The organism is Vibrio proteolyticus NBRC 13287, assembly GCF_000467125.1.
Taxonomy (GTDB): Bacteria; Pseudomonadota; Gammaproteobacteria; order Enterobacterales; family Vibrionaceae; genus Vibrio; species Vibrio proteolyticus.
In genome coordinates this window covers 88825-115285 of sequence record NZ_BATJ01000012.1, presented here as the reverse complement: position 1 = coordinate 115285, position 26461 = coordinate 88825, and the positions used below count along the sequence as shown (strand labels likewise).

Below are 26461 nucleotides of genomic sequence, written 5' to 3'. Positions count from 1 at the left end.
GACGCAGAACGGCCTTTTGGTTTGTGCTCAGCTTTGCCACTCGGTTTCACAATACACGGAATGCGCCTGCGGTTCGATTTGCAATGGGGTGGTCTGACCGCTGGCGAGGCGCTGGTAGTTTTCCAACTGGTGTTGATCGGTTTCTCCCCAGTAATGCGGAAACTGTTGGGCAAATTGTGCGAGAGTGGCAACCGCTCTTTGATGCTCTCCCAGCGCGCTGTAAGCACGCGCCAGATAACGGGCCTGCAGCCGAGTCGTCACCGGGTAGTGTTGCAGCGCCAGCACCCGTTGGTATTGTCCTTGATCCAGATAGAGTTTCATCAACGAGTAGACCGCGTAATGATGAGTGGTTGGTGCGCTGCCGTTGTCCCCAAGTTCGATGGCCTGAAGCAAATACTGTTCAGCCTTGGCCGTGTCACCCTGCGCGGCGTACCCCCAACCGAGGAAGATGTGCGTTGACAGTGCCAGCAGCGTATTATCCAACTGAGGCAGCAATTCCGTCATCCGTTGGATTGCCTGCTGCAGCTTCAGCTGATCGGCATCGAACAGCCCCTGATCTAACATGGCAAACGCGAGATAAAAACGAACCATCTCACGAAAGTGCGGGTTGCCTAAGGTTTTAGCGTATGTCTGAGCTTCACGGAATAAAGCTTCTGCGCGGCGGCCCTGATGCTGCTGGAGATGAAAAAAACCCGCGTACAGCAGTGCCTCTGTCAACTCGTAAGGCTGATGCAGCTCACGGTACGCGGTGATGGCTTGATCCAGCGCCTGCTGCCGCTCACTGAGCGGCAGGCTGTAGTTGCGAGCGATCGCCAGTTGCGTGTCCGCTATGCGTGGCCGGTAATCCAGCTGTTGATAGTAATTCAGGGCCTTTCTCAGTTGCAGGCCATTTTGTCTGATGTCTGACCAAGGGCTCTGTTCCAGCCCTTCATTCGCCTGATTGCCCAGGTAGAACAACATGTCGGCCTGGTCATCCAGCGCCACCAGATTATCGCTCAGCGCCCGGGCGCGAGTGAGCCACTGCTGATGATCACGCCATTGCATCGCGGCCCAGGCAGCTCTGGCCGCCAGGCGATAACTGAGCAGCTTGAGGGCTTTGTCTTCGCTTTTTTCGGCCAGCGCGACTGCCTGAGCCACTCGTGGCTGCTGGTCTTCGTCGCCGCGCCGCCGGGCCAATTCAGCGTGCCAGACCGCAACGAACGCGGCCAGCACCGGATCACTGTCGGTGAGGTGTTTGGCGACGGTAACCAGAGTTTGCTCCGCGCTTGTCCACTCTCCAAGCAACACTTGGCTGCGACCCAGATAAGCCTGGGGCCACAGATCACTAGGGTCCAACACCGCCGCTGCACTGAAATAACGCCGAGCCCGATACGCCCCTTGCTGCTCAAGTGCACTGATCCCCTCGGCAAAGCTTTCAGAACTGAGTTTGAGGAAGGTTTTACCACTGCTTTTCTTTGGCATTGCCTGCGGATTGAGCAGCAGGTTGATTTGCTCCCCGACGGCGTAGATTTCCCCCGGTAACGACGGATAGCTGATGCTGCCTTGCTGTATGCGTCCATCGGCGTGGATCAGCCGGAAATCCAGCACTTGCTGTTGATTGTACAACCGGACAGCGGCGGTGATGGCGACATCGGCCTGACGTGCATTCAATAACGTACGAATGTCGCTCTCTGAGGTCGGCTGCGTCAGGTTGGCGTTTAACAGCCACATCTGACTCTGGCTGGGGGAGGTGATGTCTGCCTGCGCATTCTGGCGCAGCACCATAGACAGCATGTCTGCCAGCCCCAGTTCTACCCAGTTGAGTTCTGCCAGGCCAGAGCGGTTATGAAACGGCATGACAACCACATGCTCGCTGGCCGATGGTGGCTTGGATGCTGCCCATGGCAGCAGTTGCCAGGCTGCCACGGCGGTCACCACTAGACATAACGTAAGCGTTGCCCAATGGACACGGCTGAGCCTGAGCCAGTTGGGTGACGTTTTGGGTATGATGATGTCTTGGCTCGCTGGTATCTCGTCAACCGTCACGGCTGCGTCGGTGGCAAGCGGCATAATCCATTGGTAGCCGCGTTGCGGATAGGTACGTACATAATGCGGTTGCTGCGCTTTGTCCCCCAGTGCTTTGCGCAGATCGCGGATACTTTGAGTCAGAGACGTATCGCGGAACTCACCATGCTGCCACAGTGCGCCGAGAAGCTCGTCTTTGCTGACCACACGATCGCGATGTTCGATCAGATAACACAGTAGCTCGGCGACTTTATGGCGCAGTTTAATTTCCTGGCGTTGGTCATTGCTGCTCATGTCATACAGATAACCGGTTTGTGCATCAAATTCAAAATGGGCAAATCGAACCATAGTCGGACACGGCTGTTTAAAAAATCGTGACGGAATAGTAAATCACTTCCATGTTTGGGCTCAATGGTATTGGTCATCGTTATGGGCCGTTTTCGGTGGGATTTTAGATGATTTTATCTCGATTTTAGCTGGATTTTAGGCCGATCTGATATGGCCGGAAGTCAGGCAGGATATAACTTGAGGCAACTTCACGCTCTCAGGACCCGAACGATGGAAACCACCATTCAGACGTTGCTGTTTCAAGGCCAACCTTCCTTCTATTTACTCGCTGTGGTGTTTGCCGCCGGTCTGCTGACCAGCCTGACTCCGTGTGTTTATCCGATGCTGCCGATCACGGTTTCGGTCGTGGGCAGCCAGGCCCGCACACGATCACAAAGCGTGGCTTTTTCACTCTTGTATGTCCTCGGTTTGGCACTGGTCTACAGCCTGCTTGGCTACCTGGCCGCCAGCAGTGGGCAACTGTTTGGCACCGTGGCCACGCATCCACTGACTTTGCTGTTGGTGGCTGGTTTGTGTCTGCTGATGGCGCTTTGGATGACGGGATGGGTGGCAATGCCCAACCTGATGACAAGCACGGCAATTTCGGTGCGAAGTGCCTGGCTGAATGTATTACTGGCAGGCGCGGTATCTGGGCTGGTGATGGCGCCCTGTACCTCCCCGGTACTCGGCATGATGCTGATGTACGTCGCGGCAGACGGGAATCCGGCCTGGGGAGCGAGCCTGATGTTCGTATTCGCTTTTGGCATGAGTGCCTTGCTGATCGCCGCCGGCTCTTTTACGGGCCTGCTGACGACCATTCCACGCTCGGGGCGCTGGATGTTGGTGGTCAAATGGTTGATGGCATTACCGATGTTTGCCGCGTCTTTTTATTTCTTCTGGCAGATTTTTACCCTCCTACGATAAGGAACTTACTATGAAAAAAACGCTTCTTAGCGCGTTTGGGCTGGTGTCGGCCCTGCAACTTGGCTTGGTCAGCACAACCCATGCGGCGGCGCTGCTTCAAGCACCGGAACTCACGGCTCAAACACTCACTGGTCGTAGTATCGACCTCAGCCAGTTTCGTGGCGAAAAGCCGGTATACCTAAAATTCTGGGCGACGTGGTGCAACTACTGCAAAGCGGAGATGCCGCATTTGCAGTCTATTAAGGACAATTACGGGGACGAGGTGGAAGTGATTTCCGTTAACGTGGGCTTTAACCAGACGCCGGCAGGCGCACAAGCTTATATGCAGCGTAATGGTTATGACCTGCCGGTGGTGTTTGATGCCGATGGCGCCATTACCCGCAGTTTTAACGTGGTGGGTACGCCGCAGCACATTCTGATTGACCGCGACGGCCATATCGCTTACCGCACGTTTCTTGCCACGGATCAACTTGACCAGATGATCGAACATTGGTCTGAAGACAAGCCGCAAGGAGAACAACGATGAACTACCTAACACTAATCACGCTGAGCTTGATGTGTTTCTCCGCGGCTGCAACCAGTTTGCCGCATCGTGTTGAGAGTGTCGCCGGCCAATCCATTGAACTGACGCACAATACGCATCTGGTGTTTTTCAACATCTGGGACAATTACGATGCCAAAAGCGGTGCGCTGAAATACGTCGATTCGCTGCCAGATACTTTTACGGACCAGTTTCCGACCGTTTGGATCCAGCCGGATCTGAACATTACCCAGGCACAAATGAAAGATTACCAACGATTCTTTCCTCAGGTCACGCCGTTGGTACTGGACCGTGGATTTGCCATGATGAACCAGATGCAAATCTGGCAGACGCCGCATCACGTGCTGATTGAAGAAGGGCGGGTGGTGTTTTCTGGCAGCGATGATGAGTTAAGCCGTTCGCTCAATCTTAAAGTGGCCAGCACGGCAGCATCCAGTGCCGCCGTGTCCGAAGCTGACCCACTCGCCACCGACTACCGCCGCCCTGATGTGGGAGACAACGCGCCCAAGTTTGATCGTCAGACGCTAAGCGGTCAATCCGTTTCTCTGGCATCGTTGCTCGACCTGCAGCCTCAGGCTGTCTCGCTGGTATTTTTGGACTCCATGTGTCCGATGCCCCACTATCCTGATTGCGAAAATAAAATAGCGCGCCTGAACCAGAAAGTGGCGTCCGAGTCTGACCGGGCCTGGGTGGGAGTGATCAGCCCATTTTATGTCGATGAGTCTGTGGCAAACGACTTTGCCAAGCGCATGAAACTGGATATTCCGTTGATCTTTGATCACGGCAACGCGATATTCCACGCCTATGGCGTGCATGCCACACCGTATCAGATTGAGGTCAATCCGCGTGGGCGCATCACAGCGCGGGGCGAGTTACCTTAACGGTTCGGCAAGGTCTTTCACGGCTTTTGTTATGCACGGCGTCTGCGGTTAATTCGGACGCCGTTTGCTCTCAGACGCTTATCCTTTTGTTAATAGTATCGACGGCAGAGAGCAATTTTGGTTAGATAGGCGCTCGGTATTTATCGGTTCTACGGTAAGGCGCTGCGGCGCTACTGCTTGAAACGATCTGCAAGGATAAGGTTCTGATGTTAAGGATGATCACTAATCTCTTTCCGCTTTGGGCGGTATTGTTGTCGGCGGCCGCGTTGTTTCAGCCTCACTGGTTTGTCGACTTTAAACCTCTGATTGTGCCGCTACTGGCTGTCATCATGCTGTCGATGGGATTGACGCTCAAGCCGGCAGATTTTGCCAATGTACTAAAGAATCGTGCCGCGGTGACCGTTGGTGTCGCGCTGCAGTTCACCGTGATGCCGCTGGTGGCGTTACTGGTTGCTCGCGTTATGCAATTTGACCCAACTCTAACGGTGGGGATGATTCTGGTCGGTTGCGTGGCGGGCGGCACCGCCAGCAACGTGATGTGCTTCCTGGCGAAAGGTGACGTGGCGCTGTCCATCAGCATGACGGCACTGAGCACCTTGATCGGGGTGGCGGTGACTCCTTTGCTGGTGGAATTGCTCGCTGGGCAGAGCGTGGATATTCCCGTGGCGGGCATGTTTGTCAGCCTGCTCAAAGTGGTGTTGCTGCCGGTGGTGGTGGGCGTGGTGGTCAACACGTATCTGCATCGGCTGGTCGAGCGGGTTGCGCTGTTTCTGCCGCTTATTTCAATGGCCGTGATTGTCTTCATCATCGCGATTGTCGTGGCACTGACGGCCGGTAAACTCCGGGAAGTTGGCCCCGTGGTGCTGGTGGCTGTCATGATGCATAATGCGATTGGTTTGGCGGCCGGGTATTGGGTCACCTTAATGTTGGGCTTTGATAAACGAGTGTGCCGGACAATCGCATTTGAAGTCGGGTTACAAAATTCCGGACTGGCAACGGCGTTGGCGATGAAATTTTTTGCCCCCGGTACCGCGATCGCCGGATCGATATTTTCTATCTGGCATAATATCAGTGGTTCAGCGCTGGCCGGGTATTGGTCGCGACGTCAGAGTGGTTGTGATGCGGTGATGACGGAGTCCTGAAAAGTAGTGCTCCCGGAGAGAAAGATGTTAATAGTAAAAAGACTGATAAAACTGGCGATCATCTGTGTGGTGTTTTTTACCCTGTTTGACTTGCTGTCGTACGGTGAAATCACCTGGCACCTGAGGCTGATTCAGGCGCTCAGTGGGCGTTAAGGATAAGTTGGTTTAAAAAAGCCGCTCGGTTGAGCGGCTTTTTTCATCCGGTTATCAGGCAACCAGAGCGGTCAGTACTCCAATCAGGCCACCGAGCACGCCGCCCCAGACCACCAGCCAGCCTAAGTGCTGCTTAATCATCTTCTGCACGATCTCCTTGACCAGTTGAGGTGTCAGCTCATTGAGGCGCTGATCGATGATGTTTTCGATATTGTGCTTGATCTCATCCATCATCGCCGGCGATTCCAACTGCTCTTTCAGCGCCGCTTTGACATTGTCGCTCTGGCTGATTTCAATGACGGATGCCTGCATTTTTTCGACAAACGGTTCTTTGAGTGGTTGCAGTGCCTCGGTGCCGCCAAACATCGCCAGCATGCCACCAAACGGAGAGTTAGCAATTACTTCCACCAGCGAATCGAAGGTCGGATTAAAATCGACGTTAGCGATCACGGGCTCCAGATCCAATGTTTTATCGCCGGACATCTCTTTGTTCAGAAACCGGTCGATATTGGTGTCGGTGAAAAATTGCTCCATCATCAGAGTTTTAATTGCGGCTTTAAACTCTTCGAATCGAACGGGAATCACGCCAGAGCCATACAAGCCGGGCACTTTTTCAAACAGCATATGCACAGCCAGCCAGTTGGTGATGGCGCCGGAGAAAGCGAACAGACCAGCGTAAAATGCGATCTGGTTGTCAAACTGATAACCACCGGCCAAAACGGCGATAGCAACAATATTCGTCAGTAAGCTCTTGTTCATGTGGACTTATCGATAAGGGGAATAGATGGAGCAAGAGTATATTAATGCCCCCGCGGTGTGACAAGGTCTTCGCAGCAAGATAAGTCAGGATGCAACGAAAAGTATCAGAAATGTTTATTCTATGGACTATTTGGATACTTACAGTCACTATTTATTGTTGGCGAGTGGTTAGGATGTAGGTCCACTTTCATTTGAGGAGAACATCATGAAACCCACTTTATTGGCGTTGATCGCCGCTTCATCTCTGACGTCGCTGCCGACTTTCGCCTTGCAGTTGCACAGTCAGGACATCCAGGAAGGCCAGCCGATGCGGGCGGAATTCGAGTTTCAGGGATTTGGTTGTGCGGGTAAGAATCATTCGCCGCAACTGAGCTGGAGCGGGGCGCCCAAGGGTACCAAGAGTTTTGCGGTCACGGCTTACGATCCCGATGCGCCCACAGGCAGCGGCTGGTGGCACTGGAGTGCGGTGGATATTCCAGCGAAGGTAACCGTGTTGGCCAAAGGGGCGGATTTGGGCAAGTTAGGTGCCGTGGAGCTGCGCAACGATTACGGTCATCCGGGGTTTGGCGGTGTGTGCCCACCACAAGGCCATGGTATGCATCGCTACCAGTTTACCGTCTGGGCGTTGCCGGTTGAAACTCTGGATCTGCCTGAGAGTGCCTCGCCAGCGTTGGCCGGGTACATGCTCAATAGTATGGCTTTGGATCAAGCAACGTTGACGGCCACCTATTCTCGTTAAAGGAGGCGTGATGACAGAGCGGGCCTTTTCAGTCAGTTATTATCAGGGGTTGCATCCGCAACATTTGCGTAATGTCGCGGTGCTGGTGCCTTCGCTGTTCTGGATTCAAGCGGGCAGTAAGCGTGTGTTTCAGACGCACCAGACAGCCGACATTGAGGCGGGGATGATGTTGCTGGTGTCTGCTCGTGAGCGGCTCAGTTTTGAAAACCGGCCGGCGCAGGGCCGGTTTTGTTCTCTGCAAGTGAGCTTTCACATCGCGCCCGCTCGTGACATGCTGGAGTATAGCCGTTGCTGCGCCGCGGACAGGAGCGGGGCGCTGTTAAAACTGGATAAAGCTCTGCAAGAGACGCTGCGCCACCTGAGTCAGCTTGATGTATCGCGCTACAGCCTCGCGACACAGACCCATTGGTTAAACGCCCTCTATCAACAGTTGGCGGAACACGGTCGCTTACATCTGCTGTTCCCAGCAGAAGAGGACTCGCTGCTGGTGCGGTTGATTCGTTATTTGAGTCGAGCGCCGGATGAAGCGCATTCGATGGAGCAGGTATGTCAGTATTTTGCCATCAGCCGGGCGACATTGATTCGCCGTTTGAAAAAGCACGATACCCGCTTTCGGGATGTTTTGCTGCAGGTCAGAATGAACCATGCACTGGCGTTAATGCAAGGGGGGGAGCGTCAACAGCTCGCTCTGGCGCTGGCGTGCGGATATCAATCGCCAGAGCGATTCAGCCAGCGTTTCAGTCACTGGTTTGGCATTTCGCCCAAACAATATCTCAGAACACTGCCGCAATAAAAACGGCGACCTGAGGCCGCCGTTATCAGTGATGTGTGAGTTATGCACTTTGCTGCTCCGGCTCTTGTTCGCCAAGGAAACCGCCGGTCTGGTGCGCCCACAATTGCGCGTAGATGCCATTGGCTGCCAGCAATTCCTGATGAGTGCCTTGCTCGACGATGTGACCTTTGTCGAGCACGATCAGGCGATCCATGGCGGCGATGGTGGATAGGCGGTGGGCAATCGCGATCACGGTTTTGCCTTCCATCAGTTCGTAAAGGCTTTCCTGAATAGCGGCCTCGACTTCTGAGTCGAGTGCTGAGGTTGCTTCATCCAGCACCAGCAAGGGCGCGTCTTTCAGCAATACCCGGGAAATGGCGATACGCTGACGCTGGCCACCGGACAATTTCACCCCGCGCTCGCCAACCTGAGCGTCGTAGCCTGTGTTGCCGAACGGATCGCTGAGCGTCTCAATGAACTCATGCGCATGGGCCTGTTTGGTCGCGCGGAGCAGATCGTCTTCGGTCGCATCCGGGTTTCCATACAGCACGTTGTCGCGAATTGAGCGGTGCAACAGCGAGGTATCCTGAGTCACCATACCGATGTTGCGACGCAGCGAGTCCTGCGTGACGTGTGAAATTTCCTGGCCATCAATTTTAATCTGGCCACCTTCCACATCGTGAAAACGCAGCAACAAATTCACCAAGGTCGATTTGCCCGCGCCAGAACGGCCCACCAGGCCGACTTTTTCTCCCGGTTTGATGTGGAGGTTAAGATGATTGATGACGCCTTTCGCCTCCTCTCCGTAGTGAAAACTCACATCATCAAACTCAATGCCGCCCTGATGTACCTGCAGATCTTTCGCTCCGGGTTTGTCTTTGATGTCGATGGGTTTGGCCATGGTGCGCATGCCGTCGACGACGGTACCCATGTTTTCAAACAAGGCCCCGACTTCCCACATGATCCACATCGACATCCCATTAATCCGCAGCGCCAGACTGATGGCAATCGCAATCGCGCCTATGGAGATGGCGTTGTCCATCCACAAGAAGATCGACAATGCGGCTATCGAGAACACCAGAATGTAGTTGGTGATTTCCACTGCGACGTCAAAGCCGGTGACCAGACGCATTTGTCGGTATACCGTATCCAGAAAACCCTGCATGCCTTTCTCTGCGTACTGGGTTTCCCGTTTGCTGTGTGAAAACAGTTTCACCGTGGCGATGTTGGTGTAGCTGTCGACGATGCGGCCGGTCATGGTCGAGCGGGCATCAGCCTGTTCGGAGGCGACCTGTTTGAGCTTCGGAACAAAGTAGATCTGAATCGAGACATAACACAACAGCCAGATCATCATCGGGATCATCAGGCGCCAGTCGGCCTGAGCCAGCAAAACAATGATTGAGGTGAAATACACGGAAACGTACACAAATACGTCCATGCTCTTCATGACGGTTTCCCGCACCGCCAGTGACGTCTGCATTACTTTAGTGGCGACGCGGCCGGCAAAGTCATCCTGGTAGAAGTTGAGGCTTTGCTTGAGCAGGTAGCGATGCGCCAGCCAACGAATCGACATGGGATAGTTACCAAGCAATGTCTGATGGACCAGCAGTGAGTAGCCGACAACCAATACCGGCATGACCACCAACAGCAAGCCGCCGTAAAACATCAAGTCACTGCGATTGTCTTGCCAAAAGGTCTCAGGGTTACTGCTCGACAACCAGTCAACCAGATTGCCCATTGCGCCAAACAGCGATACTTCGACGATCGCCACCACGGTGGCCATTAAAGACATGATCAGCAGTGGAATTTCAAAGCCGCGCGTGTAGTAACGACAAAACGCGAAAATACCTGCAGGCGGTTGTTCCGGTTCTTTGTCGGGGAAAGGTTGGGTGAATCCTTCAAATTTCTTAAACATAATTCGTCCTAAAAAGCCAACGTCATCAGCCTGTCACCTCATGGTGTTTGTATCCGTCAAGGGGGTTATTGGGTGTATTGATCAGGCAGAGTGCTGCAATTGTATATGAAATGTGCACATTTAGGCAGGTTTTCCCACTTCATTCACTTGCATAATATGCGAGCAACGCAAATATTCCGTCTTGGTGGCAGTGAAAATTACTGTAAAATGGTTTTTATTCAGTTAAATCGTTAAGTTTTGGATGATGAAAGTCTGAAATTCAGCAAAATCAGGCTTAACAATATGTTTACAATCTGAATAAATTTAGTGAAGAGATGAGTATCCGAACATGTTGCAGGAACAAGAAAAATTAAGTCCGGATTACCAGACCGTCCAGAACGCCAATTGTGTGGTGATGGTGCCGCCGAAGGAGTTCAAGTATAACGCAGAGACGGCTCAGGACAATGAATTCCAGCATCAGGTTGACCTGAGCGATAGCCAGGTACGCCAGCAAGCAATGGCTGAATTTGATGCGATGGTGGCCACGTTACGCCGTGAAGGCGTGCAGGTTGTTGAGTTTGATTATCCGCTTTCGGCAGTGGAAACGCCTGATGCGGTTTTTCCGAATAACTGGTTCAGTACCACGGCGGAAGGCGGCTTTTATACGTTCCCAATGGCGTGTCAGAACCGTCAGCAGGAAGTTCGCCCTGATGCGTTAGTTGAGGCATTAAGTGACGCAGGCCGTTTGGTCAGTCATCAGGACTCACTGGTCGATTATCTCAACAGCAATGCGCACCTGGAAAGTACCGGCGTGATGGTGATTGATCACGTTAACCGGACAATTTACGCGGCGTTGTCTCAACGTTGTGATCGCGAAGTGCTGGAAGATTATGCTGAGCGCATCGGTTATTCACGCGTGGTGTCGTTCCAGACTGCATTGCCGTCTGGCCATCCGATTTATCACACCAATGTGATGATGGCGATTGGCGAAGGATTCTGCGTGATCTGTGATGAAGTGATCCCGGAGTTTGAACGCCGTTTCGTGCTCAAATCACTGGCCAAAGACAAGCAGGTGATCTCGATTTCGATAGATCAAATGAACCGTTTCTGCGGCAATATTCTGCAGTTGGAAACGGTCAATGGTGACAAAGTGATTGCGATGTCTCAGTCGGCGTTTGATGCGTTCTCACCCGCGCAGCGCGCACAGTTGTCGAGTCACGGTAAACTGCTGCCCTTTAATGTGAAAACCATTGAAGACATCGGTGGCGGCAGCGTGCGTTGTATGTTGGGCGAAGTGTTCCTGCCAAGTCGCAAAAATCCGCTGTAACCTATCCGTTTGCCGTCGGCGCCGCTCATGATTGGGCGGCGTCGCTGTTTTTGCGCCGCTTTATTGTTCTCACTACCATTCGACACTGGATTGGCGGATAAAAACGCGGATCATCAGCGCCCCGGCGGCTGGTAGGCGAGTGAGGTGTCGTTTCTCATAAAGACATTACTGGCGATCACGCTGCCCCCGCATATCAGGCCGAGCGCGGTCCAGGTTTCTGGCGTTGGAAACTCGCCAAACACAGGAATGGCCAGCAAAGTAGCGACAGCTGGCGTGGCAGAAGCGAATGCCGCAGATCGCTCCGCACCCAACTTAGTAATCGCATGCAGATAGGTAAACGCCGCCAACAGACCCGCCCCAACGCCTTGTAGCAGGATATGCCCGTTGACCTCTTTCCACGGCCAGTTGACCAAGGCGGTTTGTGCCAGATGGCTGTCGAGGCGTCCGCTGACAATCAATACGAGTAATGCGCCAGCAGAGACCAGAGAAATATAACCCGCGCTGACCAAAGGATGCAGATTGGCGACCCGGGCACTGATGGTGAACATTGCCCACATCAGGCTGCCAAGTAGGAATAGCATGTGGCCATTCAGTTGCGCATAGTTATACGTGGAAAGGCTGGAATAAAGGAACAATCCAATGCCGCTGAGCACCAGTGTCAGGCCAGCCAGACGGTGACGGCTGAGCGGCTGAGCATAGCAACTCACGGCAATCGCTGACACAAACAGTGGCAGTGTTCCGGGGATCAGGGCACTGCCATGAGCCACGGGCGCATACTGCATGGCGGTGCTGGCCACCAGCAGATAAGGCAGGCCGCAGCCAACTAGCATGCCGAAGTGGTAACGACGTGGGACGGCCAGCAATTGCTGACGCGCTTTCATTACCCAGGGTAACAGCACCAGGGCTGGGAAGATAAAGCGCGCTAGCGCAATATCCGCAGGAGTCAGTGCGGAATTCGCCCCGCCTTTAAGTGAAAGAAAAAAACCGGACCAGAGCAACAGTGTGGCCAGTATCGCCAGATACCCAGAAATCATAACCGTCTCGTGAGGTTGGACACATTGGATACCATTATGAAAGGGAAATAACGCATTAACCGGGCAAGTTGTGGTAAAAATAAAGTGATCTATGATTGAATCAACTCAGTTTTAATTATTATTTGATAGAAAAATGCAAAGGATTGAAAATGGACCGAATTGATCGTCACTTGCTCAGGTTGATCCAGCAACACGGCCGGCTCTCGACGGCTGAACTGGCGGACATGGTTGGTTTGTCCGCCTCACCCTGTGCGAGGCGGCTGAAACGTCTTGAGGAGTGCGGGGTGATCGACGGTTACCGTGCCTGCCTGAACAAGAGCAAAATCGGGGTGGGTATGACGGTCTTTGTTGAAGTCAGTCTCAATAATCATCAGGCAAGTTCGATTGATGATTTTGAACAGGCCGTGATGGCGATGGAAGAGGTGATCAGTTGCCACGTGGTCTCAGGTGCCTACGATTATCTGCTTGAGGTAGTCAGCAAAGAGCTGGCGGGTTATGAATCTTTCATCCGTAAGCTCCAGCAACATGAAAACGTCAAAGATATCCACACCCATCTTGCGATTCGCCAGGTCAAAGGTGAGGGCATATTGCCGGTCTTTATCTGATCAGCAGCGAGTGCAGCACACCGGTGGTGAGAGGACTCGTGCTCGTTGTCGGAGAGTGGCTGGGATTCGGTACATGAAGCGGGGTCGTAAGCGACGACTCTGTCACGCTTGTAGCGCAGGCGCTTGAAAAGCGTTTCAGGATGGGGCAAGGTGTGTTTTTCTCAATGTTGCGACATGTTCGGATAGCTGCCCCATGCCTGAAAAAATTCTGTCATCGATTGTTGTGCTGCCACTGCTGCTGAGTACGTCGGCACTGGCGAGTGTTGAGCCAATCACCCCGCAACAATGCAAAGTGATGCGGGAAAAAGGGGCGATAAGCAATGAATCTCCGATTCAATGCGATCGCCTGTCGACGGTACACGTGCGCCACTATGATTTTAATGGCGAGGTCAAACAAGGCGCGGTGGTGGTGATGAATTCGGTTGCGCATCGTGTTGAGCGCATTTTTGAGGCACTCTATCAACGCAAGGTGCCGATGCAATCCGTACTGCCCATTGAACACTTCAACGGCAGTGACAAAGCGTCGATGACGGCCAACAACACCAGCGGCTTCAATGCCCGGCCGATGACCGGCGGCACGGAGTGGTCGAAACACGCATTTGGTCTGGCTATTGATATCAATCCGGTGCAGAACCCGTTTATCGACATTGATGATCATAATCGGGTCAGTGTACAGCCCGAACAATCCACCAAGCAGTATCTGAACCGATATACCTACCGGGCTGGCAAACCGGTTCGCAGTGGTATGGCAGAAGACGTGATCGATATTTTCGCTGAGAACGGTTTTTTGACCTGGGGCGGTTACTGGAACTACCCCATTGATTCACAGCACTTTGAAGTCGGACCGCGTGCGCTGGTCAACCGTTTGGCAGCGGAACCGGGCAAAGCGCGAGGGGTTTTCGAAAAATACATTGCTGACTACCTGACCTGCATGAAAGCGTCCACTCAGGCGGTACACGAACAGGCCCGGGCGATTTGTGTTCAGAAGGTAACGAAAAAATTCTCTAATTGGGCCCCTTCGCGCAAATAATGCCACCTATTTGGGACGATACGCTGTTGGTAATTCTCCTTTTTTCGTTTACGTAAACCCAGAGAATAGCAACAAAAATAGCCCCATTCGGGGCTATTTTTTGGACCGATGATCAGGCGGTTTTTTCGCTGTCGCGGTTGAACGCCCAAGCGTACATCAGCTCCAGAGCAATGGTGGCGCCAGCCAGTGCGGTAATGTCACTCTGATCGTAGGGCGGCGATACTTCCACCACATCCATGCCGACAATGTTCATCCCCGCCAGGCCGCGAATGATTTTCAGCACTTTGTCCGAGTTGAGTCCACCACAGACCGGTGTACCGGTCCCCGGGGCAAAAGCCGGATCCAGACAATCGATATCAAACGTAACGTAAACCGGCTTGTCACCGGTGATGTCGCGGATCTGAGTGACGATGTCAGCGGCGGGCAGATCGTTGGCTTGCATCGCGTTGATGACATTAAAACCATGACGCTCCTGAGCGTACTCGGTTCGGATCCCGATCTGAACCGAATGTTTCGGTGAGATCAGGCCTTCATTCGGCGCATGATAAAACATGGTGCCGTGATCATAACTGCTGCCATTGGCGTAGGTGTCGGTATGCGCGTCAAAATGAATCAACGCCATCTCACCGTGGTGCTTGGCATAAGCACGCAGGATGGGCAGGGTAATGAAATGATCCCCTCCCAGTGCCAGCATGGTTTTGCCGCTTTTCAGAATCTCTGAGGTGGCCGCTTCAAGCCGGTAGGTAAAATCTTCTGCGTCGCCACAATCAAACACCAGATCGCCAGCATCGATCACTTTGGCGCGTTTGAAGACGTTAAATTCCCATGGAAACTTTTTACCTTCCCAGGCCAGATTCACTGATGCACGGCGAATCGCATCCGGGCCCATCCGGGCACCGGGACGTCCTGATGTCGCCATATCCAGCGGAACCCCAAGCACCACCAAATCCGCATCGCTTTCCAATGGATTGCGCTGATAAGGCTGACGCAGGAATGTCATCGCATTGGAATAGAGTGAATAATCGGTTTTGCTAAACAAATCATTCATTTAAAAGTCCTCTAAATAAGTATACCCGCTCAGACCCTGTTCCAGTTCATCCAGAATGGTCTGCTGTTCGTGGCCGGATACGCGCAGCCGCACCAGTTCGCGGTAATGTTCACGGATGCTGTCTACATCAATATGGACGTAGCGCATCATATCTTCCACCGTATCGCCTTCGTTGATCGACGTCAGCTCAGCCTGGCCATTGTCATGGATGTTCACTACCACGCTGTGCGTGTCGCCGAACAGGTTGTGCATGTCACCCAATATTTCCTGATACGCACCGACCAGGAAAAAGCCCATCAAATAGGGTTGATCTTTGGTCCACGCAGGTACGGGCAGGGTCGTTTCAATGCCTTGGCCTTCCACGTACTGTTCGATTGATCCGTCAGAGTCACAGGTGATGTCGAGCATCACGGCGCGGCGATCGTCGAGACGGTCCAGCCCTGACAGTGGCAGGACCGGGAATACCTGATCGATACCCCAGGCATCCGGCAGCGACTGGAACAACGAGAAGTTGACGAAGAACTTGTCTGCCAGACGTTCGCTAAGCTGGTCGAGGATCGGCCGGTGGAAACGGTTCTTTGTGCTCATCTTGTGACTGAGCTGATGATAGATTCTCAGCGACAGTTGTTCTGCCCAAGCACGTTGCTGCAGGTTGAGAACGCCCGTGGCGAACTGAGAATGCACTTCGGCCAGGTCACTCTGAGTGTCATTGTAAATTTCAATCAGTGCGCGAGCATCCATACCATCTTGCAGGCACTCCCAGTTACGCCACATATTTTGCAGCAGAAGAGGGTCGTGCCACTCCGGTTCAGAGACACTCTCCGGATGGTACGCTTCGGTGCCGATGACGTTTGTGATCAGGACCGCATGGTGTGCCGTCAGTGAACGGCCTGATTCCGAAATGATCACCGGCGTTGGCTGTCCGTACTGCAGGCAGACGTCACCAACGGTATTCACTACGTTGCGTGCGTATTCCGCCAGACCGTAGTTCATCGAGTTAGACGACTGGCTGCGTGTGCCGTCGTAGTCCACCGCCAGGCCGCCACCGATGTCGAAATAGTCGATGTGTGCCCCCATGCTGCGCAGTTCGCAGTAGAAGCGGGCGGATTCATTGACACCGTTGCGCACGTCACGAATGTTGGCCATTTGCGAACCCAGATGAAAATGCACCAGTTGCAGCGCATCAAGCATATTTTCACTGCGTAGCCGATCCATCACATTGAGTACCTGCGATGCAGAAAGACCGAACTTAGATTTCTCACCACCGCTGGACTGCCATTTGCCTGCGCCTTGCGATGCAAGACGAATGCGGATCCCAAGCCGGGGTTTTACGTCTAGGCTTTTGGCCTCTTTCAGCACTAAGTCAAGCTCAGACATTTTCTCCAGCACGATAAAGACTTTATGACCGAGTTTTTCGCCGATCAGAGCCAGACGCATGTATTCACGATCTTTGTAACCATTGCAGACGATGACTGAGCTGGCTTTCTGCGCCAGGGCCAGTACTGCGAGCAGCTCAGGTTTACTGCCGGCTTCCAGACCCAATTGTTTGGTTTCCAGCTGAGCCTGACTGGCCAGTATCTCATCGACTACTTCACGCTGCTGGTTTACCTTAATCGGATACACCAACAGATAATTGTTCGGGTACTGGTACTCTTCAATCGCCTGATTAAATGCCTGACAGATGTTGTGTACTCGCTGATGCAGAATTTGCGGAAAACGCACTAACACCGGCAGGTTGAGACCTTGCTGTTCGATCTGGTGCACAATCTGGCTCAGCGGCATCGGATGCGCATTATCGTTGCGTGGCGAAACGTAAACTTCACCGTTGTTATCGATACCGTAAAAACCCTGACTCCAGTAATGGACGTTGTAATCAGCACGTACGCTGTCTAGTTTGGATACTTGTTCCACATTTCATCTCAAGCAATCGTTATCTGCTGGCCGAGTCGGCCACCAAGATAAAACAGAAAACCGTGACCTGCCGCTGGTGGAGGTCACACCCGACACGGTGTCGCGTCAGCGCGCATTAACGGACAAAAGCGGGTGTGAGTCTAATGATTAAAATTTGTCGTCACGATTGAAAAACGGCGCGATTCGCTGACGAATCATCACTGCTGCATATCCATGAAAAATTCTGCTATCGACGGCCGAAATGAGCATGTTTTTCTCACTCAGAATGCGATTGTGGCCGCTGACCAGCAGCGCAATGTATGGCTGATAGGCAAGGATCTGCGTGTTACCCGCCAAACCGTGCAGTTGGGCGACAACATTGCCAACGGCATGGTGATCGTCGAGCAAGGGGGGAAGGTTGGTGAGCCAGTCGTGACAACCGGTTTACAGAGCTTGCATGATGGCATCAGCGTCCGGGTGATCCAACCCGACCATCAGGTATTATGTCGGATGCCACTGCCACTGATGAGCCGCAACCTCAGGAGTGCTTTGTATTAAACACCCGGTGTTCGCCACAGGGCCGGGTTCAGTCGGACAGGTGAATATCGCTCTGGTGTTGGTCGGCGGACTGATGCGGGTACGTTCTTCTCAGTGTTTATTGTCCCGACCGCGTATGCGCCACAAAAATAAACGCATCTAAAATGGGCTTTCTTTATCCAGCTCACTGCACATTTCGACAATGGCAAGCGAAAGCCCGGATTTAATGATTTGTTGTTGCCGCTGTAGTTGCAACTGATAAAAATCCAGATCGATATCGCCATCCGGTTCCATGACTTCAAGTTGAACCATGCCCATTTTCTGCACCAGATTCAGTTTGCGTATTGGCTCAAGTATCGTCGGGTCGGTAAATTCGTACTCAGCGCCATCGCTGTTTAGCTTGTTACGTAGCTTAATCAGATCTTCAATATCGTGGTAAATCGGGTCGGGCAGAACGCCTAAACCATACAACAATTTGAGACGAACCGCCGGATCACCCAATGGACCGGAATCGTGCAGCAAAGGGCCAACCACCGATTGAACCGCGAAGTTGTCTTTGCGGAAAATTCGTTGCATCAGCACATCAATGGCGACTTCGAATATCTCCACCGTCGCAATAAAAAAACCGCGTACCGAGGGGGTATTGTTGAGACGCTCTAAGATTTCGGTTTCGTTTAACTGGTCTGCCATAAAGTGATTAACGTTGTGATTCAAAAGGGGCCATATGGCCCCATACGACTTACAATTGGTTGAAGATAGCTTCAACCTGCGTGGCTTCTGCACCGTTCTCATCCAGACCGGTGTAGTGAGCCAGAGTGGCTCTCAGGCCATGTTCACGTAGCGATGTTTGCAGCTCGACCGCTTGTGGATCGCTGTCGTTGGTGTATTTCAACGCTGCGGCGATGCCTCTGAGCAGCATGTGATTATCAGTGCCATACTCGATTGTACCCAGTAATGGTTTGATTAATCTATCGTTTGGCCCTAATTTGCGAATTGGCTGGCGTCCAACGCGATCCACTTCATCCACCAGATACGGATTCGCAAAGCGTCCGAGAATTTTCTCAATGTACGCGGCGTGAAATGCCCGATCGAAACCGTAGCGACGGATCAGCACTTCGCCACTCTCTTCCATTGCCTGTTTTACATCGGCGCGAATCTGAGGATCTTCAATTGCTTCACGAATGGTCTTGTGACCTTTCAGGCAACCGAGATACGCGGTAATGCAGTGGCCAGTGTTGAGAGTGAACAATTTGCGCTCAACAAACGCCATCAGATTATCGGTTTTTTCCATGCCGTTGATGTCCGGCACTTCGCCTTTGAACTGGCTTTCATCGACGATCCATTCGCTGAAGCTTTCGACGGTCACTTCCAGAGGATCGTCATTGGCGGCTTCGGCTGGTGGAACGATACGGTCAACCGCTGAGTCGACAAAACCTACCAGCTCATCCGCTTTGGTGTGCAGCGCCGGATCAAGATGCTTGTAGACTTCGCCTTTCAGGTGGGTAGTGCCACGCACCATGTTTTCACAGGCAATGATATTCAGAGGGTTATCGTTACCGGACTCAAAGCGCTTAGCGATGCCGGTTGCGATGGTTTTGGCAATGATGTCAAGTACGTTCGGGCCGACGGCCGTGGTGACCAGATCGGTATTCGCGATGCGGTCAATCACATCATTACTGGTCGAATTCACGGCGGTGACATGTGTAACGGTGTCAATGGTGCATTCCGTACCGACGACTTTTACTTTGTATTCTTGTTTATGACTGAGTTGGTCAACCAGAGGGGCATCGACGTCTGCAAAGGTCACTTCCACATCCGCATCGGCCAGCAGTTTGCCGATAAAGCCTCGGCCGATGTTACCCGCACCAAAATGTACTGCATTTTTCATAATCTGTTACCTACCAAAAAAGTGACTAACGAATCTTAAAGATGAGGTCCGCCACAATAGGGGGGCGTGACGAGACCTCGGTTTTTGCTCAGGAGCAAAACAGGTTAGGCTGCCTGGTGACCGGACAGAATGTTGAGAATGTCCTCAACCTTGTCGGTACTGGTCAGCATGTCGATGGCCTCCGGCTCATCAAGTGCGTTAGTAATGGTGGTAATGACCTGAATATGTTCATCGTTTTTCGCCGCGATACCGATAACCAGCTTGGCAATGTCATCCGCGTCTTCGCCAAACTGTACGCCGCCAGGGTACTGGCAGATAACAATGCCTGTTTTGATGACTCGGTCTTTGGCCTCTACAGTACCGTGAGGTACAGCAATGGATTCACCCAGATAGGTGGGGACCAGTTTTTCGCGTTCGAACATGGCGTCGACGTATTCTGGCTCCGCGTAACCCATCTCAACCAGCTTGTTACCCGCATAGCGAATGGCTTCGTCTTTATTGCTGGCTTTGAGGCCCAGATGAATGTTTTCTCGCTCAATACGGAATACCGATGGCTGCTGGTCTTCAAAGCTATCGTCGTTCGCGGCCAGCACGGTCAGTTTGACCATATTGGCATCATTCGCAGCCGGTTGGTTTTGTGCGGCCATCAATTTAACCACTAGCTGATTGTACATTTCGCTGTCCAGGAAGTTCGTCAGGGAAATGTGGTGTGCGTCAGGTGCGTGCTTACGGGCACGATCCGTTAAGTCTTTGTGTGTAATCACGATGTCTGCGTCCTCTGGCAAGCTGTTGATGGCTAAATTAGTCACGTGGATGTCTAATCCGGCATCCTGGACTTTCTTGCGCAGCATGCCTGCGCCCATAGCGCTGGAACCCATACCAGCGTCACACGCAACAATGATGCTTTTCACACTCGCCATATCGACATCGCCTTTGCTTTGCTGATTGGCTACCGCGCCTTTTGACGTGGCTTTCATGTCTTGCATTTGTGAAGTCGCCTTCTCCAGCGCGACTTCATCGCCATCTTCTTCAGAGGTACGTTGCGCTTTCATCAGAACTGAAGCCACTGCGAAAGAGACGGCCGCCGCTGAGAAGATAGAGCTCAGTACACCCACCATAGAAGCTTTTGGTGTCATCAGCAGTACTGCGAAAATTGAACCCGGTGAAGCTGGAGACACAATACCCGCGTTAAATACCGTCAGGACAAAGACACCTGTCATACCGCCTGCAATTGCGGCCAGGATCAGACGCGGGTTCATCAGAATGTAGGGGAAGTAGATTTCGTGGATACCACCGAAGAAGTGGATGATGGACGCCCCACCTGCAGTCTGTTTGGCTGTGCCTTTACCAAAGACGATATACGCCAGCAGGATACCCAGACCCGGCCCTGGGTTTGCTTCAATCAGGAAGAAGATGGACTGACCAGCTTCAGATGCTTGCTGGATGCCCAGAGGTGAGAAAATACCGTGGTTGATCGCGTTGTTCAGGAACAGAATTTTCGCTGGTTCAACAAAGATAGAAGTCAGTGGCAGAAGGTGAGCGTTTACCAGGAAGTTTACGCCAGCCGCCAACGTGCCGGACAGGATCTTCACAAACGGACCGATGAAGAAGAACGCCAGAATAGCCAACGCCATGCCGATGATACCGGCGGAGAAGTTATTGACCAGCATTTCGAAGCCGCTTTTCACTTTTCCGTCGATCTTTTTGTCAAAGGTCTTGATTGCCCAGCCGCCTAATGGTCCTACCATCATGGCGCCCATGAACATTGGAATGTCGGTACCGACGATTACACCCATGGTTGTGATCGCACCGACCACAGCACCACGATCACCGCCGACCAATTTACCACCGGTGTAACCGATCAGTAGTGGCAGCAGATAAGTGATCATTGGACCAACCATAGACGCCAGCGTTTCGTTTGGCAGCCAGCCAGTTGGAATAAAGAGTGCGGTAATAAAGCCCCAGGCGATGAAAGCGCCGATATTAGGCATTACCATGTTAGACAGAAAGCGACCAAAATTTTGTATCTTGATCTTAGCATCTGGTGATATCATAAGAATTCCCCGTTCGATGTTCTGATGAATATTGTTGTAGTAACGGTTCGCCAAAACCGCTTGATTGCTTAGTACCCAATCAATTTACCACACAATCTTCATTTGGAACTGACAACGGGTTTTTCGTGATCAGCTCCGCATAAAATCCCTACTGCAAAACAATTTTTAGTGACCACTGTCATATCTCTGACATGTAATTTAGCTACATTTTGTTGTTTTTATAATTGTCAATTAATTTTAAATGATCGGTATCACAAAACGTAGCTGGTCAATAAGTGTTTCATGAGTGATCCTTGTCACACAAATGAAAGGTTAAAAAATTAATTCCGCACAACAGGTGATCTTTCTCACAGGTCATTATTTATTTAATTAATCGAATTAAATCCCGTCCAATCTGCCGTCGCTTTTTTGTAATTAAGATACGGCGAACGATATGTCGTGGGTGGCATAATTTTCGTCAGCGAAAGGACTTGCGGAGGGCGATGGCAACCAAACAATAATAAAGAGTAATCCATTGGGTGCATATTTGACCGTTTGTGATGATCCGCATTTTTCATGCCTTAATCACAAAGTTAACAATAAGGTCTTAGTGCGAGCCATGACAAGGTTCAGGGTTATTTTTATTCTTGTTAGAATGCCTGCGTTTTTTATTCATGCCTCAAATAAATTTTCGAATAAATTCCATGAAAGAAAGGATAACAATCTCGGTATCGTCTATTCATGGCACGCAGCATTTCCAGTTTGGAAAATGGTTTCGCCATGTGCTCAAGGGCTTGGGATATTGTATGGCTGTCAGCCTGATTGTGACTGGCGGGGTGATCTACTATCTGAAGAATGAAGTGGATTTCGCCAAGATCAAACAGCGGGAGCTCGAAACAAAATCCATGTCTTTGAGTGAGGAAGTGACGTCGCTCAAAGAGCTTAAGGACAACTTGGAAAGCGACCTGGTGGAGCGCGAAGAGCGCATCAATCTGGTGGCTGATCGTCTGGGCGACTTAGAGAAAGTTCTCGGAGTCGAAGAGGGGGCCGGTGCACTGGAAACCCGTCTGGACGCGGCAGCCATCACGTCGTCGGTTCGAATGGTGATGTTAACCCAAATCCCCAGCGGATCGCCTGTTCAGCATGCACGTATTTCGTCAGGATATGGCAAGCGTAAACATCCCGTGACCGGGAAAATGAAATTTCACCGCGGTCAGGATTTTGCCGTCAACATTGGTACGCCTGTCTATGCTCCGGCTGATGGGGTGGTAGAAGTCGTCCGACCCAGCAACAAGGGGAGTGGTAACTTTCTCCGCCTGCAGCATGCTTACGGTTTCTCCAGTTCGTATTCGCACTTACAGAAGTTCAAAGTGCAAAGTGGCGATTTTGTGCAGAAAGGCGATCTGATTGGCTACTCTGGTAACAGTGGTTTGTCGTCGGGCCCACACCTGCACTATGAAGTTCGTTTTGTTGGCCGGCCGTTAAACCCCCGACCATTTGTTGACTGGGGGGTAGACAATTTCGAGACACTATTTAGTAATGTAAGAGGTATTCGATGGGAATCTTTGGTAGACAAAGTCGAGTTAAGAGTCAGCAGTCAGCTACAACTGTCATCGCAAAAGGCTGTGCAATTAGCGGACAGCTCCAGTTAGAGTGCGATATCCAGGTAGACGGTTCTATCGACGGGGCCGTCGAAGTGGAAAAAAGTCTGGTGATCAGTGAATCCGGTTTGGTCAGTGGTGAAATCCGTGCCGAACGTGTGATCATCAACGGCGAATTTGAAGGCACCTGTTATGCTGACGTAATCGAGATCCTGAGCCGTGGCCGGGTAAGTGGCACCATTTACAGTGACAACCTCAGTATTGAGCCGGGAGGCAAGTTCCATGGCGTGACCCATGCCGGGCAGTACAGTCAGTCTGAGCGTCAGGTGGTGGACTTGTGCGATGCGAAAGCGGCTGCCGAAGCCTGATTGAACCCACGATGCACCGACAAAAGCCACGCACTTGCGTGGCTTTTGTATTTGGGGGCGCTCGGTTTGAACACGTGTGCAACGAACAGAGAGGACCCGTATTGTGGACCTTACATGGGGCTGACTTTGGAACCCATGTCATGTTTGTGGCGCAATTTAGCAAGCCAACTGGTCATACCGGTATAATCGGACGCAATCAATACAGGATGTAGGCATTATTTCCTCGCCAAACGACGTTTCTTTCACCTAATGAAACGGCTTGGATATAAAGCATTTAATATTTTTCGTCCATGGCCGATACAATAAGTATCAATAGAGCAGAAGTCATTAGATGAGTATTATCGGAATAGCGATCGGCGCCACAGGACTGGCACTGATATTAGTGTTCCTCTGGATGTTGTCGCTGTCATTGCGCAAAAAGCGTCTGGAAGAAGAGAAACGTCAGCGAGAGCTGGCGTATCGTCGTGCGCTGGAAAAAAACAAGCAGCGAGAGCGGCAGGAGCGCATTCTCAAGGCTGAAGAAGGGCATGTCCCAACCATTCTGTTTTTGGCCAAAGAAGCTGAACGCACCAACATCAAAGAAGCGCTGCACTGGTACACCAAAGCCGCGAAGCTCGACAGCATTAATGGCATGTACGGCATTGTTCGTCTCAGCCAGAAAATGCGGGAAGATCTGGTGCTGAAAGAACAGGCTAAGTTCTGGCAAAATTGCATCTCAGCACTGGAGGGAAATGCCTCAGCCAAATATGACATGGCGTTGGCGCTGTTTCACGGGCGGGGAACGGATCAAAACGTATTAAAAGCGACTTCCGTGATGCAAGAAGCGGCGGAAGAAAAAAACATCGATGCAATACTTTTTCTTGGCGAGTGGTGCGTTTCCGCGAATAACCCACAACGTAAACCTCAGGATTCGACTTATTGGTACAAACGTGCGGCGCAGCTTAACAGCCTAGAAGGGCGTATGCGCCTTGGGTTGAATTATCTGCATGGGGTTGGCGTTTCTGCGGATCACAATAAAGGTTGCTACTGGTTAGAACGGGCGGCAGAAAAGGGACATGTTCAGGCGATGTATCACGCGGGTGAAGCCTGGATGGACAGAGGGAGCAAAGGCAACGCAATCGCCTATATCTGGTTGTTCCTGTCGGCGTATTTTGGTTATGAGCCGGCAAAAGCACTGCGTGATCAGGTGGGTGCTAATTTAGGGGTCGATTCTGTTGTTGGGTTGCAATCTCTGGTTCGGCCAATCATCAAGAAAATGGCGGCGGGAACCGTCAGTAAGCACTCTGTGATCCGGGTATTGAACAAACTCTACAAACGTGGCATCCAGTTGCCACAAGATGCCACTGACAGTGAGCTACTGAGCGATGACAATGAGCTGGACGAAGAGTTACTCAGTCGCGCAGCGGACACAACGCAGTCTCAGCCGCAACCTGAACCACAGCCTCCTGAGCCAGAATCTCCACCGCCTAAAATGGACTTCAGCGCCGGTTTTAAGTTGTAGACTCGCATCGGATAGACACAAAAAAGCCCCGGTATCAAACCGGGGCTTTTGCATGTTTGGCGGCTTATTCTGCTGCCAGTCGCTTCTGCTCTTTTCTGTGTTGCGCTTTGCACACAGCGGCAGTGAACACAACGTCAGTGGAGCTGTTCAAAGCGGTTTCTGCTGAATCCTGGATAACACCAATGATAAAGCCTACCGCCACGACTTGCATCGCCACTTCGTTTGGAATACCAAACAGGCCACATGCCAGAGGAATCAGTAACAAAGAACCACCCGCAACGCCTGAAGCGCCACAAGCTGAAACTGCAGCCACAATGCTCAGCAGCAGTGCGGTCAGGATATCCACTTCAATACCCAGCGTATGCACAGCCGCCAGAGTCAGCACTGTAATGGTGATGGCGGCTCCAGCCATGTTGATTGTTGCACCCAACGGGATAGACACTGAGTAGGTGTCTTCATCCAGTTTTAGCTTTTCACACAGTGCCATATTCACCGGGATATTTGCGGCACTTGAACGGGTAAAGAATGCCGTAACACCACTTTCGCGCAGACACTGCAGTACCAGTGGGTAAGGGTTTTCACCGGTTTTCACCAAAACGATAATCGGGTTTACCACCAGAGCGATGATCAGCATCGCACCCAGCAATACACCCAGAAGCTGCGCGTAGCCAGACAGAGCTTCAAAACCTGTGGTGGCCAGCGTAGACGCAACCAGACCAAAGATACCAAACGGTGCCAAGCGGATAATGAAGCGAACGATTTGAGACACGCCGTGACTCAGATCTTCAAATACCGCTTTGGTGGTCGCTGATGCGTGGTGCAGAGCCAAGCCCAGACCCACCGCCCATGCCAGGATACCGATATAGTTGGCGCTCATCAGCGCATTCACTGGGTTATCGACCAGTTTGAACAGCAGGGTATTCAGAACTTCACCGATGCCTTGTGGTGGCGTTGTCCCTTCAGCGCCTGACACCAGAGTCAGTGTGGTAGGGAACATAAAGCTCATGGCGACAGCGGTCAGTGCGGCGGTGAATGTACCGAACAGGTACAAAACCACGATAGGGCGCATATAGGTGTGTTGGTTTTTCTTTTGGTTGGCAATAGAAGCTGCCACCAGAATAAAGACCAGAATAGGAGCGACGGCTTTCAGCGCTCCGACGAACAGGCTTCCGAGTAAACCCACCTCTTGTGCACGTTCCGGAGCCAGGAGCGCCAGCACGCTGCCGAGTACGATACCCGCCAGGATTTGGAGAACCAGGTTTCCACGCGCAAAACGGGCGAAAATATTGTTGCGATGCATAGTTATCCCTGCAATGAATCAATCTCTAAAATTATAGTGATGTCAGCTATTGAAAACTGAGGATGACAATAATAGTGGCTCAAGATGATGTGTCTAGAATTAATTGAGAATTAGCACAGCTAATTGCAAAAATGCTGTATATGTAACATTTTATGTTGTTGAT

General features: G+C 51.9%; 24 protein-coding genes. 14 read left to right on the top strand and 10 right to left on the bottom strand.

Going from position 1 to position 26461, the window contains the following annotated elements:
- Positions 1 to 27 precede the first annotated feature (27 nt).
- Entirely contained in the window at positions 28 to 2352 is a 2325-nt protein-coding gene (locus VPR01S_RS15360) for a winged helix-turn-helix domain-containing protein (protein ID WP_021706276.1), read from the bottom strand.
- A 210-nt stretch (positions 2353 to 2562) separates the two neighbouring features.
- On the opposite strand from VPR01S_RS15360, the gene VPR01S_RS15355 reads away from it, so the two are divergent.
- From VPR01S_RS15355 to VPR01S_RS23160, 5 genes are all read left to right on the top strand, one after another.
- Complete coding sequence (locus VPR01S_RS15355; RefSeq protein WP_021706275.1) at positions 2563 to 3255, top strand: cytochrome c biogenesis protein CcdA; 693 nt, start codon at positions 2563 to 2565, stop codon at positions 3253 to 3255.
- Between the two features lie 10 nt (positions 3256 to 3265).
- Complete coding sequence (locus VPR01S_RS15350; protein ID WP_021706274.1) at positions 3266 to 3781, top strand: TlpA family protein disulfide reductase; 516 nt, start codon at positions 3266 to 3268, stop codon at positions 3779 to 3781.
- The gene (locus tag VPR01S_RS15345; protein WP_021706273.1) at positions 3778 to 4677 is read left to right on the top strand and encodes a peroxiredoxin family protein; all 900 of its coding nucleotides are present in this window, start codon (positions 3778 to 3780) and stop codon (positions 4675 to 4677) included. Before VPR01S_RS15350 ends, VPR01S_RS15345 begins: the two co-directional genes overlap by 4 nt.
- Positions 4678 to 4883: 206 nt before the next feature.
- Positions 4884 to 5819 carry a bile acid:sodium symporter family protein gene (locus VPR01S_RS15340; protein WP_021706272.1) on the top strand — a complete coding sequence of 312 codons (936 nt, stop codon included), beginning with the start codon at positions 4884 to 4886 and terminating at the stop codon, positions 5817 to 5819.
- 24 nt (positions 5820 to 5843) lie between these two features.
- The gene (locus VPR01S_RS23160; RefSeq protein WP_040902863.1) at positions 5844 to 5972 is read left to right on the top strand and encodes a hypothetical protein; all 129 of its coding nucleotides are present in this window, start codon (positions 5844 to 5846) and stop codon (positions 5970 to 5972) included.
- 54 nt (positions 5973 to 6026) lie between these two features.
- On the opposite strand, the gene VPR01S_RS15330 is transcribed toward VPR01S_RS23160, so the two are convergent.
- A complete protein-coding gene (locus tag VPR01S_RS15330; RefSeq protein ID WP_021706271.1) occupies positions 6027 to 6731 on the bottom strand; it encodes a DUF445 family protein in 705 nt (234 codons plus the stop codon).
- Between the two features lie 205 nt (positions 6732 to 6936).
- On the opposite strand from VPR01S_RS15330, the gene VPR01S_RS15325 reads away from it, so the two are divergent.
- A complete protein-coding gene (locus VPR01S_RS15325) occupies positions 6937 to 7470 on the top strand; it encodes a YbhB/YbcL family Raf kinase inhibitor-like protein (RefSeq protein WP_021706270.1) in 534 nt (177 codons plus the stop codon).
- A gap of 10 nt (positions 7471 to 7480) precedes the next feature.
- On the top strand, positions 7481 to 8263 hold the full coding sequence (locus tag VPR01S_RS15320) for a helix-turn-helix transcriptional regulator (protein WP_021706269.1): 783 nt from the start codon (positions 7481 to 7483) through the stop codon (positions 8261 to 8263).
- Positions 8264 to 8303: 40 nt separating this feature from the next.
- Here VPR01S_RS15320 and VPR01S_RS15315 read toward each other — a convergent pair whose 3' ends face one another.
- Positions 8304 to 10157: an ABC transporter ATP-binding protein gene (locus tag VPR01S_RS15315; protein ID WP_021706268.1), complete on the bottom strand. Its 1854-nt coding sequence runs from the start codon at positions 10155 to 10157 to the stop codon at positions 8304 to 8306.
- A gap of 328 nt (positions 10158 to 10485) precedes the next feature.
- Here VPR01S_RS15315 and VPR01S_RS15310 point away from each other — a divergent pair, with 328 nt between their 5' ends.
- Entirely contained in the window at positions 10486 to 11463 is a 978-nt protein-coding gene (locus VPR01S_RS15310; RefSeq protein ID WP_021706267.1) for an arginine deiminase-related protein, read from the top strand.
- Positions 11464 to 11576: 113 nt separating this feature from the next.
- Here the strand turns inward: VPR01S_RS15310 and VPR01S_RS15305 are convergent, their stop codons facing one another.
- Positions 11577 to 12497: a DMT family transporter gene (locus VPR01S_RS15305; RefSeq protein ID WP_021706266.1), complete on the bottom strand. Its 921-nt coding sequence runs from the start codon at positions 12495 to 12497 to the stop codon at positions 11577 to 11579.
- A 149-nt stretch (positions 12498 to 12646) separates the two neighbouring features.
- On the opposite strand from VPR01S_RS15305, the gene VPR01S_RS15300 reads away from it, so the two are divergent.
- Together VPR01S_RS15300 and VPR01S_RS15295 are read left to right on the top strand one after the other, a co-directional pair.
- Positions 12647 to 13102, top strand: a complete 456-nt coding sequence (locus VPR01S_RS15300) for an Lrp/AsnC family transcriptional regulator (RefSeq protein ID WP_021706265.1) — start codon at positions 12647 to 12649, stop codon at positions 13100 to 13102.
- Between the two features lie 193 nt (positions 13103 to 13295).
- Positions 13296 to 14132 (top strand): M15 family metallopeptidase, encoded by an 837-nt coding sequence (locus VPR01S_RS15295; RefSeq protein ID WP_021706264.1) that lies wholly within the window; start codon positions 13296 to 13298, stop codon positions 14130 to 14132.
- A 112-nt stretch (positions 14133 to 14244) separates the two neighbouring features.
- Here VPR01S_RS15295 and speB read toward each other — a convergent pair whose 3' ends face one another.
- Positions 14245 to 15180, bottom strand: coding sequence for an agmatinase (gene speB, locus VPR01S_RS15290; protein WP_021706263.1), 936 nt, complete (start codon positions 15178 to 15180; stop codon positions 14245 to 14247).
- The gene (speA, locus tag VPR01S_RS15285) at positions 15181 to 17091 is read right to left on the bottom strand and encodes an arginine decarboxylase (protein ID WP_021706262.1); all 1911 of its coding nucleotides are present in this window, start codon (positions 17089 to 17091) and stop codon (positions 15181 to 15183) included.
- 213 nt (positions 17092 to 17304) lie between these two features.
- On the opposite strand from speA, the gene VPR01S_RS15280 reads away from it, so the two are divergent.
- Positions 17305 to 17628: an efflux RND transporter periplasmic adaptor subunit gene (locus tag VPR01S_RS15280; RefSeq protein ID WP_021706261.1), complete on the top strand. Its 324-nt coding sequence runs from the start codon at positions 17305 to 17307 to the stop codon at positions 17626 to 17628.
- Positions 17629 to 17766: 138 nt separating this feature from the next.
- Here the strand turns inward: VPR01S_RS15280 and VPR01S_RS15275 are convergent, their stop codons facing one another.
- The 3 genes from VPR01S_RS15275 to VPR01S_RS15265 form a co-directional block, all read right to left on the bottom strand.
- Positions 17767 to 18297: an MltR family transcriptional regulator gene (locus VPR01S_RS15275; protein ID WP_021706260.1), complete on the bottom strand. Its 531-nt coding sequence runs from the start codon at positions 18295 to 18297 to the stop codon at positions 17767 to 17769.
- A 49-nt stretch (positions 18298 to 18346) separates the two neighbouring features.
- On the bottom strand, positions 18347 to 19495 hold the full coding sequence (locus tag VPR01S_RS15270; protein ID WP_021706259.1) for a mannitol-1-phosphate 5-dehydrogenase: 1149 nt from the start codon (positions 19493 to 19495) through the stop codon (positions 18347 to 18349).
- A 104-nt stretch (positions 19496 to 19599) separates the two neighbouring features.
- Positions 19600 to 21549, bottom strand: a complete 1950-nt coding sequence (locus VPR01S_RS15265) for a PTS mannitol transporter subunit IICBA (RefSeq protein ID WP_040902860.1) — start codon at positions 21547 to 21549, stop codon at positions 19600 to 19602.
- A 683-nt stretch (positions 21550 to 22232) separates the two neighbouring features.
- Here VPR01S_RS15265 and VPR01S_RS15260 point away from each other — a divergent pair.
- From VPR01S_RS15260 to VPR01S_RS15250, 3 genes are all read left to right on the top strand, one after another.
- A complete protein-coding gene (locus tag VPR01S_RS15260) occupies positions 22233 to 23180 on the top strand; it encodes a M23 family metallopeptidase (RefSeq protein ID WP_021706257.1) in 948 nt (315 codons plus the stop codon).
- Positions 23181 to 23188: 8 nt separating this feature from the next.
- Positions 23189 to 23497: a bactofilin family protein gene (locus tag VPR01S_RS15255; RefSeq protein WP_040902879.1), complete on the top strand. Its 309-nt coding sequence runs from the start codon at positions 23189 to 23191 to the stop codon at positions 23495 to 23497.
- A 331-nt stretch (positions 23498 to 23828) separates the two neighbouring features.
- Complete coding sequence (locus VPR01S_RS15250; protein WP_021706255.1) at positions 23829 to 24998, top strand: tetratricopeptide repeat protein; 1170 nt, start codon at positions 23829 to 23831, stop codon at positions 24996 to 24998.
- A 64-nt stretch (positions 24999 to 25062) separates the two neighbouring features.
- On the opposite strand, the gene sstT is transcribed toward VPR01S_RS15250, so the two are convergent.
- Positions 25063 to 26298: a serine/threonine transporter SstT gene (gene sstT, locus VPR01S_RS15245; RefSeq protein WP_021706254.1), complete on the bottom strand. Its 1236-nt coding sequence runs from the start codon at positions 26296 to 26298 to the stop codon at positions 25063 to 25065.
- Positions 26299 to 26461: the final 163 nt, after the last annotated feature.